The following is a 14,733-nucleotide window of genomic DNA, read 5'->3' as shown; positions in this document are numbered from 1 at the left end:
AATTACAGTCAACTGCTTTATAAAACCGATAGTTAGTTCTGCTGGTACGATTGCTGATGAGCTATGAAATTTTGTTAATTTAAATAGTCGCTCGTCGAAATTTTGGCTCTCAGTTGAGCTCCAGGCGCCCGCTGAGCTGGAATTGTGACCAACTTGGCCTTCCGCACTCATAAATATCTGCTAGAAACAATAAAAGGAGAGCGGGATCACGTTAACAAATTGAAACACTTTGAAAGCATTGATGCATGCCTTATAACGATGCGCTAACTAAAAAAATAAGCCTAATGGCATAGATCCCGCGCATCCAGGAGCAAACATGGCAGACATCAACGGCAGTGATCACAGCGATCTCATTATCGGCACATCCAGAAGTGACACCATAAACGGTGATGACGGCAACGACCTGATCTTCTCGGGCTCGGGTGACGACATCGTAGATGGCGGTGCCGGTAATGACATCATCTTCAGTGGAAACGGCGATGACACTGTTGTTGGGGGGAGTGGCAACGACCTGATCTCAGGGGGCAACGGTGATGACGACCTTGCAGGCGGTGATGGCAACGATGCCCTGTTCGGGGGGCGCGGGGATGATTATCTTGCGGGCGGTGACGGCGATGACGCGCTCTTTGGCCAGCAAGGCGACGACATGCTCTTCGGTGGTCAGGGGAGCGATATCATCGACGGAAACGGTGGTTACGACGTCGCGATATTCACCGGTAACCGCAGCGAATTTTTGATCGAGAGGACCGGCGCAAACAGTTTCAGAGTGACTCATCTGGCCAGCGGCGATCAGGACCTGGTCCTGGATGTCGAAAAATTCCGCTTTGACGATGGCGATATCGACCCATTCAACCCACCACCGCCGCCGCCTGAAAATCTTGCGCCTCTGGCGAGCGACGATGCGTCGACCACGGACGAAGATACGTCAATCACCATTGATGTGCTTGCCAACGATGTTGATCCCGATGGCGACGCGCTTGTGGTCACTGGCGCCAGCGCGAATAACGGCACTGTAGTCATCAATCCCGACGGCACCCTGACCTATACGCCAGCGACAGACTTTGTAGGCGAAGACAGCATTGTCTACAGCATCAGTGATGGCAAGGGTGGCACTTCAGAGGCCACGGTTGCCGTAACGGTGAATCAGGTAAATGCTCTGCCCCTTGCCGTGAACGACAGTGCCACTGTCCAGGAGGAAGACGGCCTCACGGTGCTGGATAATGCTTTGCTGAACGACCAGATGGGGGATGGCGCTTCCTCGGTGAGCATGGTTAACGGCGAGACCCTGAACGTCGGCGCAAGTGTTACAGGCTCCAACGGGGGGCTTTTCGTCATCACCGCCGATGGGTCTGTTTCCTTCGATCCTGCTGGCGCCTTTGCAGCGCTGAATACCGGCGAGACAGCGACCACGAGCGTCAGCTATACCATCAGTGATGCCGATGGTGACCTTAGTACCGCCACCTATACCGTGACCGTTGAAGGGCGCGACCCTTCAACCGCCCCTGATGCTGCTCTCGATACAGCCTTCGTGAGCGAAGATGAGGCTTCCGTTGTCATCGAGAACGTGCTGGCAAACGACACCGATATAGACGGAGACGTGCTTGTCGTATCGGAAGTGGCGGGATCGGCAGCGAACGTGGGACAGGAAATTGCCGGCCGGCAGGGTGGATACTGGGTGCTGGACAGCAATGGCCGGGCAGAGTTCTTTACCAACGGCGAGTTCGATTTTCTCGCCGAGGGTGAGCAGGTCACTGAAACCCTTCAGTACAAGATCGCCGATGGCCGTGGTGGTGAAGATTTCAGCGCAGTGACTGTGACCATAACTGGCGCCAACGATGCACCGGTCGCTCAGGATGACCTGTATGAAGTGGGCGAGGGCAAGTTTTTCGTCGCGCTCAACATCTTCACCGATAACCGGCTCGTGCAGAATGACATTGATGCCGATACCAACGACACACTGCGTATTACCGAAGTCAACGGACAGGCCATGACCGGCGCCAGCCTCACGGTCACGGGCTCCAATGGCGGCGAGTTTGTAGTGTATGCCGATGGTCGGGCTCGACTGGGCGCGGAGACTGGTTTCGAGCACCTGGATCAGGACGAAGTTTTGCTGACGCAGATCAGTTACACCGTCCGCGACGGCAGTGGCGCGACTTCTTCGGCCAACGTTACGATGCAGGTCATTGGCCGGAATGTCACCCTGGTTGCCAATGATGATGCAGTGACGACAGATGATCGAACTGCAGTGGACATCGATGTCCTGGCCAACGATCAGGATGGCGATGCACCTTCGGTGGTAACTCAGGTCAACGGTGAAGCTGGTCTGGTCGGTGCAGTCATCGCGGGCTCCAGCGGTGGATTGTTCAGCATCGACGCCAACGGCAAGACGACCTTCGATCCTAACGGAGAATTCGGCTATCTCGAAGCTGGCCAAAGTGCTACCACCAGCGTGACCTATACCATCAGTGATGAAGATGGGCAGACCTCCACCGCTACACTGACTGTGACCGTGGACGACGCGGGTAACCAGTTGCCAGTGGCGGTTGCTGACAGCGTGACTGCGCTCGAAAGCGCCAATCAGCAAGCCCTGCTGAATGCGCTAGTGAACGATACACGCGGTGATGGCCCCTCCACAGTGGTTGCTGTTGCAGGGGGCGCTGCGCAGGTTGGTGTTGCGACCCAGGGGTCCAACGGTGGGTTGTTCACCATAGGCGCCGATGGTTCAGTAATATTCGATGCTGACGGTGACTTCGTTTACCTGCAAGCCGGCGAAACAGCCAAGACCACAGTAAGCTACACGATTGCAGACCAGGATGGCGATACTTCCACGGCTGTATATCAGGTGACCGTGAACGGTCTTGCAAACCAGGCACCGCAGGCACGAAACGATAGTGGTGCGATTGGTGAGGACACGGCCTCGATTGTGCTGCAGAACATTCTGCTGAACGATACTGATGCGGATCGGGACACGCTGTTTGTGTCCGCCGTAGCTCGTAGCGCCACGAAGGTCGGTGAAATGGTGGCGGGCACCAAGGGTGGCTACTGGATAGTGGAGTCAGACGGATCAGCCGAGTTTTTCACCGATGGTGATTTCGACTATCTCGCGGCAGGTCAGCAGGTCACGGAGCAGCTCCTCTACACCGTGTCTGACGGTGCTGGCGGCAGTGCGTTTGGTACAGTCTCCGTTGTCGTGACCGGTGCAAATGATGAACCGGTCGCGGTCGATGACTTCTATCAGGTTAACGAAGGCAGTTTCCGATTCGCGCTCAATATCCTCACTGACAGTCGCCCGGTGGGCAATGATACGGATGCCGATGCGAATGCCGTTATTCGTGTCTCTGCGGTCAATGATGTGCCTATGTCGGGGACGAGCATCACTGTAGCCGGTTCCGAGGGCGGTCTGTTCCAGATCTATTCGGATGGACGGGCGCGCTTCAGTGCCGAGACAGGGTTCGACTATCTAAAGGCGGGCGAGAAAGTCATTACCACGGCTGAGTACACGATCACCGACGGCAACGGTAGCTTTTCTACTGCACTAATCGAGCTCGAAGTCACTGGTGTCAACGATGCTGTCATCGCCAAGGCGGACAAGGCCGTGACCGACGAAGCAACCGCTGTGAGTATCAGTGTATTGAACAACGATATCGATGCTGATAACGACACATTGTCGATTGTCTCCTTCGACGACAGCTCACTGCTTGGCACGCTCGTCGCCAATGCCGATGGCAGCTTCACTTATGATCCGGCCGGCCAGTTCGACACGTTGAGCGCAGGTGAAACGGCGCGTGAGTCGTTCAGCTATGTGGTCAGCGACGGCAACGGGGCGACCAGTTCGGCGACAGTCGAGGTGCTTATCAACGGCACTGACAACGACTTCCTGGCCGGCTGATTCGGGCATAGCGGGCTATGGATGTGAATACTGTAAAGACGTCGCCGGAGCAACTGCGTTGGGCACTATCTCGCGTTAGGCGAAGCCTGCTGCCGGTATTCGCGTTCAGCCTCGTGGTCAATGTGCTGTTGTTGACAGCGCCCCTGTTCATGCTGCAGGTGTATGACAGGGTGCTGTTGTCAGGCAGTCGGGAGACGTTGGCCTTTCTTTTCGGCGTTGCGATTTTCGCGCTGCTGACACTTGGATTGATCGATTCGATCAGACAGCGTCTGCTGGTGCGCATTGCCAATCGCTTCGATGACGACATGAGCCGTCTTATCGTTGCCGAGACGCTGCGGTTCTCCCCTTCTTCGCAACCGGTCCATGATCTCAACACAATACGAGCTTTTATAAGCTCGCCTTTTACGCTCGCACTGTTCGATGCCCCGTGGATACCGCTCTTCCTGGGGCTGGTGTATGTCCTGCACCCGCTACTGGGGCATCTCGGTCTGGCAGGCGCTCTGCTGCTGCTGGGTCTGGCTGTTATCAACGAAATGATTTCGAGGACTGTGTACCGGCAGGGCAATGTCGCCTTGGGACAGGCTGCCGGTTTCGTGGAACATAGCACCCGCAATCGTGAAGCGGTCCTGGGTATGGGTATGGCACCGGCCCTGGCACGGATGTGGCGGCTAAAGCAGGGCGCAGGGCTGTCATCGCTTACGGTCGCCGCCGAACGTAACGCGCGCTTGTCCACATTTGCGAAGGTGGTCCGACAGTTTCTGCAGATCGCGGTGCTTGCTGTGGGGGCGTGGCTCACCATGGAGCATATCACCAGCGCTGGCGTCATGATCGCTGCCTCGATTATTATCGCCAGGGCTCTGGCACCAATTGAGCAGTCCATCCAAGGCTGGCGAACGCTTGTCAGCGCGAGACAGTCTCTCCAGAGCCTGAAGACCTTTCTTCATACAGCCGATTCACAGTCGCCTGGCATGAAGCTGCCGCGGCCCCGGGGCGAGCTATCGATCTCCCAGGCCAGTCTGTCTGCCACGACACTTACCCCTGATGGCCTTTCAGTCAGACCCCTGCTCACTGACGTGACGCTGTCACTGCCAGCAGGCAGTTCTATGGGCATCATCGGTCCGAGCGGTGCCGGCAAGACTTCGCTGGTCAGACTTATTCTCGGCGTGTCTTTCGCGAATTCAGGAGAGGTGCGGATAGACGGTTCCGAAATGTCACCTCAACTGAGAGATCAGTTCGCTGAGTTCATGGGCTATCTCCCGCAGGACGTAGAGCTTTTCGACGGCAGCGTGGCACAGAATATTGCCCGATTTTCCGACGCTGAGCCGGAAGAGATTATCGAGGCAGCCAGACTCGCTGGTGCCGAGGCGATGATACTGTCGCTTCAGGCGGGCTATGACACACCGATAGGACCTGCGGGAGTGCCGCTTTCTGGTGGGCAGAAGCAGCGGATAGGCTTCGCGCGAGCCCTGTTCGGACGGCCGGCGCTTGTGGTTCTGGATGAGCCTACGTCAAGTCTGGATGCGGAAGGGCAGCAGGCATTTCAGGCTGCCCTTGCTACGCTGAAAAGTCGTGGCACCACAGTCATCACTATAAGCCACCAGGTGCACCATCTGAGCCGCTGTGATTTCCTGGCAGTGATGGCGAATGGACGGCTCGAGCGTTTCGGGCCTACGAGCTCATTGCTGGCAGACATGATCAAGCCTGAGTCGCGGCGTCGATCTGCCCCCGTGATCATTCGCAAGTCGGCAGCGGTAGTCAATCTGCGGGAGTCAGACGATGAATGAGCGAAGTCCGACTGAACCAGCCAAGAACCTGCGTGGCCTGGTTCTTGGTGGTGTGATGATTACCACACTGGGTTTCGGTGGATTCGTTACCTGGGCTGCTTCCGTGCCGCTGGACAGTGCCGTTATCGCAGAAGGTGTGGTCAAAGTCGGCTCCGAGCGGAAGCGTATCCAGCACTTCGAAGGCGGCATCGTCAAACAGATCCTGGTGCGTGAAGGGGAAAAAGTCAGTGCCGGTCAGGTGCTGGTGACGCTGGATCAGACCTTCGCTGAGTCCGAGTACCTGCGCCTTTCCCAGCAACTCAATGCGCTCCAGGTTCGCGAGGCTGCATTGTTGGCTGCACAACATGGTCTGGAGCGCCCCGTGTTTCCTGATCACCTGCTGGATCAGTCGGATCCTGGTTTGCAGGCGAAGGTGCACGAGGCGGTCATTTTGTTCGAGCTCAACCGGAGCACCCTTGATGGCACGCTGGCTATCCTGGAACAGCAGAGCTTGCAGCTGGGAGAGCAGATTCAGGGAATGAAGGCCGAAGCGCATGCTGGTGAGCAGCAACTGGCCCTGATCGAAGAGGAGCTGGCCTCACTGGAGATGCTGTTGCAACGGCGTATGACTGGCAAAGCTCGGTCGCTCGAACTGAAACGAGAGGCGGCCCAGATGCGTGGGAAAATTGCGAGCCTGAAAACAGAAATAGCGGGTGCCGGCACACGACAGTCCGAGATTACGCTGGAGCGGGAACAATCCAGGCAAGCCTATCGCTACGAAGCTGCAAATGAACTGCGAGAAGTGCGAAATGAAATTGATGGGTTGGTCCAACGAATCGCAGCGAGCAATAACGTGTTGCAGCGGATCAGTTTGACGGCTCCGGTTGATGGACTTGTGGTCGACCTCGCGATAAACAATATTGGCGAGGTGATTCGTCCGGGCGACACGCTGATGGAAATTGTGCCGGCGAAAGACGAACTCGTCATCGCTGCCCGGATTCGGCCACTGGATATTGATAAGGTTTCAGGGCGCCAGACGGCCCGCGCCCGGCTGTCCGGCTATCGGCATCACGAGATGCCGGAGCTGACGGGAACGCTGGAATCAGTATCGGCCGATGCGCTCTTCGATGAGCAGAGCGGGCAGTACTATTTCGAAGCCAGAATTGTGATGAATGATGAAGCGAACCCGCTTTGGGGCGATGAGACGGTCAAGCCAGGCATGCCTGCTGAGGTGTACATCCTCACTGGCGAGTCGACCCCATTGCAGTATTTCGCGGAACCACTGCTCACGGCCTTCGATAAAGCCTGGCGCGAACAGTAGTTTTCGGGCTATTCCACGACCTCGAAGGTCGTCACGGCCAGCTTCTTGTCATTGGCATCCACGATTTCCACGCGCCAGTAACCAATCATGGGAGGAATGATCTTCTTGCTGGATGACGCGCGCATCGGCGAAATCCACGGTTTGATGGTGACCTGGGCAATCCGTTTGTCATTCAGATACCAGTTGTGGAACAGTGTCTCACCAACGTAACCGATAGTCTGGGTGAACATATAGACGGTAATGAGATCCTTCCCATTCAGACTCACGGCATTTTCATAGATCCCGATGGGTTCGCGATCTCGCAGGCCCGCGGCCAGGCTGGCTCTGGCAATCGCGTCGGATAGTATTTCGGTCCTGGTGGGCTTGCCTCGAGCGCTGTCGAAACCTTCTGTGGGCGTCGCTTTAGGGGCGTGACCGCGTTCACCGGTATCCGTTTCTGCAACGACGGCATCGACCGTGTCGTCTTCTCCGGCGATCGGAGAAGTATCGTAAACGGTGTCGGTGTCGGCCGCTTCATCGAGGACCGCTGCATCATCGAGCAGCGCTGACTCCGCGCTCACTTCGACCTCTGCAAAAGTTTGACGGTCCTGCGGGACAGAAGCTGCGGCCTCTTCAGAGTCCGAGGTGTCAGCGACTGGCGCCGCTGTTTCTGCAAGCGCTGGCGCCGCAGCTTCCGCGGCGCTTTCCGGCTCGCTCGGCTCGACCTGTGAGTCGAACACCGGGGCATCAGCCGGCGTCGGTGTGACTGCAGCCTGCTCGTACTCGCTCAGCGTGTCCGTGCCGCCATCCGTCTCTTCAGGCTGTTCGATGGCGAGTTCCGCGCTGCTGCCGGGAATGACGGGCTTCGGTGTCGCGCTGAACTGGGTGAAACCCCAATAGGCCAGACCGCCGATAATGAAGACTACCAGCAGCCCAAACAGGACGATCCTATGCCAGTAATAGACTGTGACCGTAACGGGTGAACTGATTCTGTCCTCGCGCTGGGCTGAAAACCCGTTTTTCTGGCTCATGAGTATTTTTCTAATTGGTGTCGTCGAAGGAATGCAGTTTCCGGCTTCGGGCTTCCGGTTCCCGGGAGCCCGAAGCCGGCTCACAGCCCGCTATTTCAGGCGGGTGAAATGTTTCTTCATGAGGCTGCGATTGTTCCTGCTCAGTTTCTGGTATTCAGCAGCCAGTTCTGACGAGGTCAGGTTGCCGACCAGTTTGCCATTGCTATACAGCCTGTACGTTTTGTCCTTTACCGCAGCGATTTCCAGCGGCGCCTCGTGCACGGCATAGTAGATTTCCTGATAGTTTCTGATCAGGTCGAGGTCTGTTCGGAGTGAGTAAAGCGCTTCCAGCATGGCTGCTGCGTACTTTCCAGACGCAATCGATGCGCCAGGCTTGTTGACGATATCGCCAAACGGCGTGATGCCGAACGGTGCCATTGGGCTGGTGTCGTCCTTCGCCAGCTCCTGATATTCGATATCGCCCTCGAGATCGGTAATTGGAATCCGGTTCCCAAAATAATCTATTAAACTTACACCCACTAATTGTGCCGAAACCATACACATACTTCTCCCATGTCGGCGCAATGGTACATTATTCGGTCTTCAGAGTTTAAGGTCTTCCACATAATTTATATTTTCCCCGTGCGGGCAGCGAACGCGGCAGCATTTGATACGCCTCGCATGAAGCGCGCGATCTTCGGGCACTATCCCGGTGCATCAAGGTCTAAGCATATCTGTCGAAGTTCTATTCTGGTGCAGTTCGCACCTGCCTCATAAATTGTAGAACCTGCGCGAGACCCTTGCCACCTGGGAATCCGCTAGCAAGCGACCAGCTGGCAGCAGGAATTTCGGCAGTGGCATGCTCTGTGCAAAACCCCTTCTGCGCTATCCGATACGAATGCCAAGTTAGAGCCCTACCCAGAGAAGCACACTTATAAAGTGCTCCGCAGGCCAGGGGAATGACCACTCAGAACACACAGGTATTTTCATGAACAAGGCACAACGATTCTTCGCACCACTGACACTCGCTTTCACGACCTCGCTGATGGCTGGCGGTGCGCTGGCGGAAGAGACGATCAAGGTAGGCATTCTGCATTCGCTGTCGGGCACGATGGCGATCAGTGAAACTACGCTGAAAGACACCATGCTCATGCTCATCGATGAGCAGAACAAGAAGGGTGGTGTTCTGGGCAAGAAGCTTGAAGCCGTAGTCGTCGATCCGGCTTCGGACTGGCCGCTATTCGCTGAAAAGGCGCGTGACCTGATTTCCAAGGAGAAGGTCGCAGCGGTATTCGGTTGCTGGACGTCCGTTTCTCGCAAGTCAGTTCTGCCTGTGTTCGAAGAGCTCAACAGCCTGCTGTTCTATCCGGTGCAGTATGAGGGTGAAGAGTCTTCTCGCAACGTCTTCTATACCGGCGCTGCGCCAAATCAGCAGGCCATTCCGGCAGTGGACTACCTGATGAACGATCTTGGGGTCGAGCGCTGGGTGTTGGCCGGTACCGACTACGTCTATCCGCGCACCACCAACAAGGTGCTGGAAGCCTACCTCAAGGGCAAGGGCGTCAAGGCCGAAGACATCATGATCAACTATACGCCCTTCGGTCATTCCGACTGGCAGAGCATCGTCTCCGACATCAAGAAGTTCGGCGAGACTGGCAAGAAGACCGCAGTAGTTTCGACCATCAACGGTGATGCCAACGTGCCGTTCTATAAAGAGCTCGGTAACCAGGGCATCAGCGCCGAAGATATACCAGTCGTGGCATTCTCCGTTGGTGAAGAAGAGCTTTCAGGTATCGACACTAAGCCGCTGGTGGGACATCTGGCGGCATGGAACTATTTCCAGAGCGTCGAATCCGACGTGAATACGCAGTTCATCGAATCCTGGCAGAAGTTTATCAAGAATGCCGACAGGGTGACCAACGATCCGATGGAAGCCCATTACATCGGCTTCAACATGTGGATAGAAGCTGTCGAGAAAGCGCAAACGACTGAAACCGATGCAGTCATCGACGCCATGGTCGGTGTGGCCGTCCCCAACCTGACGGGCGGCTATTCCGCCATGATGCCGAACCATCACATCACCAAGCCCGTGCTCATCGGTGAAATCCAGGACGATGGTCAGTTCCAGGTCGTTTGGGAGACCTCTGGTCTGGTGGCAGGCGACGCCTGGTCGGACTTCCTGCCAGACAGCAAGGACCTGATTGCCGACTGGAGAAAGCCGATGTCCTGCGGCAACTATAACGTCAAGACCGGCAAGTGTTCGGGCCAGAACTTCTGATCACTGACTGCGCCAACTGAAAATCATCCGGGCGCTCAAATCCGGGTGATTTTTTTTGTCTATGACAATTAAAGGTCCCATATGAATATGAACAAGCGCGGGAAGCAGTCGAGTCTGCTGCACTGCCTGGCCTTGCTACAGATCATGCTGCTCGCGCTGTTGACCGTGAGCCCTCATGTGCTGGCGGATGAGAAGCTCGATCAGGCGGTCGTCAAGCTGCAGTCATCGAAGCTGGTGGATGTAAGGCAGGCCTTGCCCCTGTTGAAGAATAGCGAGTCCGACGTAGCTGACGAACTCCTCGCAGCCCTGCTCACCAGTGACCTGTACCGCAGCCGGAACGATAACAGCCTTGCTGTGTTCGGCAATACTGTTCCCGGCGGCGTCGAGGTTCGCAAGCTGGTTATGGCGCACGATTCCGCCGGTCTTGCCGAACCTGAGGTCGTCAGCAAAAGTGATTTCCGTCGTGTCGCGACCAACAACGCGATGCGTCGGCAAATACGAACCCTTATCGCGACCCGCAATCTGCAGCATAAGGATGTTGACAGGCGTCTGATGGCTGTCAATCAGGTTTTCGATCAACTGGATGAAGATATTATCGAGTTGATTCAGACCGCCTTTGCCGATGAAGCCAACGCTGAAGTGAAGTCGCTGATGCAACAGGCCTTGCATCTGTACCGTCTGCAGAATGGCGAGACAGGCGATCAGCTTGAAGCTGCGCAGAGTCTTCAGAACAGTTTGCAGCCTGCGGTGGTCAATGAGTTTCGCAGCGTTCAGCAAGAGCTCGCACAGGCGTCTGAAGCGAGAGCGCTGAATGAGCAGGAAAAATTGCTGCTGCGATCGGTCCGGGACGGTATCAAGAAGGTGGCCGAAAAAACCGAGTTCTATGCCAAGGTCGAAAACCTGTTTTTTGGGCTGAGCCTTGGGTCAGTGCTTGTTCTGGCGGCGATTGGTCTGGCGGTGACCTTCGGCGTCATGGGTGTAATCAACATGGCCCATGGCGAACTCATCATGCTTGGCGCCTATACCACTTTCGTCATTCAGCAGCTGATGCCGCAGCAGACAGGCCTGGCACTGCTGCTATCCATTCCGTGCGCATTTGTAGTTTCAGGCGTGGTGGGCATGCTCATCGAGCGAGGCGTTATTCGCTTCCTTTACGGTCGACCACTGGAAACCCTGCTGGCCACTTTCGGTGTGAGTCTCATATTACAGCAGGCCGTGCGCTCCATATTCTCGCCGCTCAACAGGGCGGTAGAATCGCCGGACTGGATGCACGGCGTCTGGCAGATCAATCCCATTTTCGCGATCACCTACAACAGGCTCTTCATCATCTTCTTTTCTCTAATGGTGTTCTTCGCGCTGCTGCTGGTGCTCAAGAAGACTTCATTGGGGCTGCGGGTAAGGGCGGTGTCACAGAATCGATCGATGGCACAGGCCATGGGCGTACGTTCGGCCTGGGTAGACTGCACCACCTTCGGGCTTGGGTCGGGTATTGCCGGCATTGCCGGTGTTGCTTTGAGCCAACTTACCAATGTCGGGCCCAATCTAGGGCAGAGCTATATCATCGACTCGTTCATGGTGGTCGTGTTTGGTGGCGTCGGCAATTTGTGGGGAACCCTCGTGGCAGGACTCAGTCTTGGCGTAGCCAACAAGTTCCTCGAGCCATTCAGTGGCGCCGTGCTCGCCAAGATACTGGTACTCATCTTCATCATACTGTTCATACAAAAGCGGCCGCGCGGCCTGTTTCCGCAGAAAGGGAGAGCCGTCGATGGCTGAGCTCAACCCGGCGAGTTTTGCCGGCACACACAGAAAGGCTGTATTCGATACGGGCACCAACTGGTTCCTGGGCGTGCTGTTCGGGGCAACGTTACTGGTGACCATGGCCAACCAGCTCTTGCCTGCGGATAATCCCTTCCACGTCGCAACCTTCACCGTCACCCTGCTGGGCAAATACCTGACGCTGGCGCTGCTCGCAGTGGCGGTCGACTTCGTCTGGGGCTATCTCGGCATCCTCAGCCTTGGGCACGGCGCGTTTTTCGGGCTTGGCGGCTATGCCATGGGCATGTATCTCATGCGGCAGATCGGTGATCGAGGCGTGTATGGCAATCCGGAACTGCCCGACTTCATGGTCTTCCTGAACTGGAGCGAACTCCCCTGGTTCTGGCAGGGTTTCGACCAGTTCTGGTTCGCAGCGCTGATGATTCTGCTGGTGCCCGGCACGTTGGCCTTCGTGTTTGGCTGGTTCGCCTTTCGCTCACGGGTCACCGGTGTCTATCTCTCGATCATTACGCAGGCACTGACCTACGCCCTGATGTTGGCCTTCTTTCGTAACGAAATGGGCTTTGGCGGCAATAATGGCCTTACTGATTTCAAAGACCTGCTCGGCTTCAATCTTCAGTCGGAGAGCACCCGGATCGGCTTGTTCATCGCGTCGGCGTTAGCGCTCTCGCTAGGCTACCTGCTGTGCAAGTGGATCACGGTAACCCGTTTCGGCCGTGTCATGCTCGCGGTCCGCGATGCTGAGAATCGCACGCGCTTCAGTGGCTATAAAGTCGAACATGTGCAGCTTGTGGTATTCGTGCTATCGGCGATGATTGCAGGTGTGGCAGGCGCGCTCTATGTACCGCAGGTGGGCATCATCAATCCCGGCGAGTTCTCGCCATTGAACTCCATCGAAATCGTGGTCTGGGTCGCGATAGGTGGCCGGGCGACACTGTACGGCGCGGTCATCGGTGCCTTGCTGGTCAACTTCAGCAAGACCTGGTTCACCGGGGTCATGCCGGAGGTCTGGCTGTTCGCACTCGGCGGGCTGTTTGTGTTCGTGACGATTGTGCTGCCGCAGGGCATGGCCGGCCTGTTCAAGCATCTGAAGAAGCAGCCGCGCCCGCCGATCGGGCCCGATGCACAGTTTCACAGGGAGGCTACGGCATGAGCCTGATCAGTTCGATACGACAGCGTGACCGGGTGTTCGATTTCCTGGCACCGCAGGGCGCAGGCAACCTCGATACCCGCAAGGGCTATATCCTCTATATGGAAGATGTTTCAGTCAGCTTCGACGGCTTCAAGGCTATCAACAATCTGAACCTGTACATCAGGGAAGGGGAGCTCCGCTGCATCATCGGCCCGAACGGCGCAGGCAAGACGACGATGATGGATATCATCACGGGTAAGACCAAACCCGACTCGGGCAGTGTCTGGTTCGGCCAGACCATGAATCTGCTGAACATGAAAGAGCCGGAAATTGCCAACGCCGGTATCGGTCGCAAGTTCCAGAAGCCAACTGTATTCGAGGCACTTACCGTATTTGAGAACCTGTGGCTCGCCCTCGGCGGACAGCGGAGCATTCCCAAACTGTTCAACCGTCGACTCGGTGCGGAGCAACTGGCCCGGCTGGACGAAGTCATCAACCTGATTGGGCTGTCTGACCTGCAACTCGCACTCGCGGGAACGCTTTCCCATGGTCAGAAGCAGTGGCTGGAAATTGGCATGCTGTTGATGCAGAACCCGAAGATGCTATTGGTAGACGAGCCGGTCGCTGGCATGACGCATCAGGAAATGGACAAGACGGCGGAGTTGCTGAACCGTCTCGCTGGCCGACATACCGTGGTGGTGGTCGAGCACGATATGGAGTTCATTCGCAGTATTGCCAGGACCGTTACCGTGCTGCATCAGGGCAGCATTTTGAAAGAGGGCAGTATGGATCAGGTGCAATCGGATGCAAAAGTAAGGGAGGTGTATCTTGGCGCCTGAAGCGGAATTACCGACAGTAAGTAACCTGCTCGAACTCCGTGATGTAAACCAAAGTTATGGGCAGAGTCACACGCTGTGGGATATCGACCTTGATGTGCCGGAAGGCCAGTGCACTGTCGTCATGGGGCGCAACGGCGTCGGCAAGACGACACTGATGGAAACCATCATGGGAATGCGGAGCCTCGACAGTGGCAGCATCCGATTTGCCGGAGAGGATATTTCCCGTAAGTCCATCGAGTACCGTGCGCCGGCCGGAATAGGGCTCGTTCCGCAGGGACGCCAGATTTTCCCGCTCTTGAGCGTGGAAGAGAACCTGCAGATCGGCCTCTCCGCCAGAAAGGACCGTGCACGCAGTATCCCCGGCTTCATCTATGAACTGTTCCCGGTGCTGAAGCAGATGCTCGGGCGGCGCGGCGGCGATCTTTCCGGTGGCCAGCAACAGCAGCTTGCCATCGGCCGTGCGCTGGTTATCGATCCGAAGCTGTTGATTCTTGATGAACCGACGGAGGGTATACAGCCGAATCTGGTGGCCGATATCGCCACGATCATTCGACGGCTGAACCAGGAGTTCGGACTGACGGTCATCATCGTTGAGCAGAAGCTGCCTTTCGCCAGGAAGGTGGCGGATCGCTACGTCATTCTGGACAGAGGCCGGAAAGTCAGCGAGGGTAGGATGCCTGACCTGTCGGATGCCATTATCCAGCGCTACCTCACAGTATAAGAGGGCCCATCTTTATCGCGCGGTG

10 protein-coding genes are annotated in these 14,733 nt (G+C 56.5%); 8 read left to right on the top strand and 2 right to left on the bottom strand.

Features of this window, described 5'->3' with window-relative positions; all coding sequences use genetic code 11:
• Nucleotides 1–316 precede the first annotated feature (316 nt).
• From ACH3PB_RS11250 to ACH3PB_RS11240, 3 genes are read left to right on the top strand one after another with little or no spacing between them, the layout of a single operon-like run.
• The gene (locus ACH3PB_RS11250; RefSeq protein ID WP_416394879.1) at nucleotides 317–3,889 is read left to right on the top strand and encodes an Ig-like domain-containing protein; all 3,573 of its coding nucleotides are present in this window, start codon (nucleotides 317–319) and stop codon (nucleotides 3,887–3,889) included.
• A gap of 23 nt (nucleotides 3,890–3,912) precedes the next feature.
• Entirely contained in the window at nucleotides 3,913–5,673 is a 1,761-nt protein-coding gene (locus tag ACH3PB_RS11245) for a type I secretion system permease/ATPase (protein WP_416394878.1), read from the top strand.
• The gene (locus ACH3PB_RS11240; protein ID WP_416394876.1) at nucleotides 5,666–6,973 is read left to right on the top strand and encodes an HlyD family type I secretion periplasmic adaptor subunit; all 1,308 of its coding nucleotides are present in this window, start codon (nucleotides 5,666–5,668) and stop codon (nucleotides 6,971–6,973) included. The genes ACH3PB_RS11245 and ACH3PB_RS11240 overlap by 8 nt, the downstream gene beginning before the upstream one ends.
• 8 nt (nucleotides 6,974–6,981) lie before the next feature.
• Here the strand turns inward: ACH3PB_RS11240 and ACH3PB_RS11235 are convergent, their stop codons facing one another.
• Both ACH3PB_RS11235 and ACH3PB_RS11230 read right to left on the bottom strand, forming a co-directional pair.
• Entirely contained in the window at nucleotides 6,982–7,983 is a 1,002-nt protein-coding gene (locus ACH3PB_RS11235; RefSeq protein WP_416394875.1) for a DUF2914 domain-containing protein, read from the bottom strand.
• A 90-nt stretch (nucleotides 7,984–8,073) separates the two neighbouring features.
• Entirely contained in the window at nucleotides 8,074–8,520 is a 447-nt protein-coding gene (locus tag ACH3PB_RS11230; protein ID WP_416394873.1) for a hypothetical protein, read from the bottom strand.
• 487 nt (nucleotides 8,521–9,007) lie between these two features.
• Here ACH3PB_RS11230 and urtA point away from each other — a divergent pair, with 487 nt between their 5' ends.
• From urtA to urtE, 5 genes are all read left to right on the top strand, one after another.
• Entirely contained in the window at nucleotides 9,008–10,240 is a 1,233-nt protein-coding gene (urtA, locus tag ACH3PB_RS11225; RefSeq protein ID WP_416399449.1) for an urea ABC transporter substrate-binding protein, read from the top strand.
• 81 nt (nucleotides 10,241–10,321) lie between these two features.
• On the top strand, nucleotides 10,322–12,013 hold the full coding sequence (gene urtB / locus ACH3PB_RS11220) for an urea ABC transporter permease subunit UrtB (protein WP_416394871.1): 1,692 nt from the start codon (nucleotides 10,322–10,324) through the stop codon (nucleotides 12,011–12,013).
• The gene (urtC, locus tag ACH3PB_RS11215; protein ID WP_416394869.1) at nucleotides 12,006–13,169 is read left to right on the top strand and encodes an urea ABC transporter permease subunit UrtC; all 1,164 of its coding nucleotides are present in this window, start codon (nucleotides 12,006–12,008) and stop codon (nucleotides 13,167–13,169) included. Before urtB ends, urtC begins: the two co-directional genes overlap by 8 nt.
• Nucleotides 13,166–13,987: an urea ABC transporter ATP-binding protein UrtD gene (urtD, locus tag ACH3PB_RS11210; protein ID WP_416394867.1), complete on the top strand. Its 822-nt coding sequence runs from the start codon at nucleotides 13,166–13,168 to the stop codon at nucleotides 13,985–13,987. Before urtC ends, urtD begins: the two co-directional genes overlap by 4 nt.
• A gap of 25 nt (nucleotides 13,988–14,012) precedes the next feature.
• Nucleotides 14,013–14,708, top strand: coding sequence for an urea ABC transporter ATP-binding subunit UrtE (urtE, locus tag ACH3PB_RS11205; protein ID WP_416399448.1), 696 nt, complete (start codon nucleotides 14,013–14,015; stop codon nucleotides 14,706–14,708).
• The last annotated feature ends 25 nt before the right edge of the window (nucleotides 14,709–14,733 follow it).

This window comes from Allohahella sp. A8 (assembly GCF_047946665.1).
Lineage (GTDB): Bacteria > Pseudomonadota > Gammaproteobacteria > Pseudomonadales > Oleiphilaceae > Allohahella.
This window is presented reverse-complemented; position numbering and strand designations above follow the sequence as displayed.

What these genes read in the sequence shown, in the direction of transcription:
- urtA (WP_416399449.1), top strand. Translation starts at nt 9,008, where the DNA reads ATGGCTGGCGGTGCGCTGGCGGAAGAGACGATCAAGGTAGGCATTCTG.
- ACH3PB_RS11235 (WP_416394875.1), bottom strand. Translation starts at nt 7,983, where the DNA reads ATGAGCCAGAAAAACGGGTTTTCAGCCCAGCGCGAGGACAGAATCAGT.
- ACH3PB_RS11240 (WP_416394876.1), top strand. Translation starts at nt 5,666, where the DNA reads ATGAATGAGCGAAGTCCGACTGAACCAGCCAAGAACCTGCGTGGCCTG.
- ACH3PB_RS11250 (WP_416394879.1), top strand. Translation starts at nt 317, where the DNA reads ATGGCAGACATCAACGGCAGTGATCACAGCGATCTCATTATCGGCACA.
- urtC (WP_416394869.1), top strand. Translation starts at nt 12,006, where the DNA reads ATGGCTGAGCTCAACCCGGCGAGTTTTGCCGGCACACACAGAAAGGCT.
- ACH3PB_RS11230 (WP_416394873.1), bottom strand. Translation starts at nt 8,520, where the DNA reads ATGGTTTCGGCACAATTAGTGGGTGTAAGTTTAATAGATTATTTTGGG.
- urtD (WP_416394867.1), top strand. Translation starts at nt 13,166, where the DNA reads ATGAGCCTGATCAGTTCGATACGACAGCGTGACCGGGTGTTCGATTTC.
- urtB (WP_416394871.1), top strand. Translation starts at nt 10,322, where the DNA reads ATGAATATGAACAAGCGCGGGAAGCAGTCGAGTCTGCTGCACTGCCTG.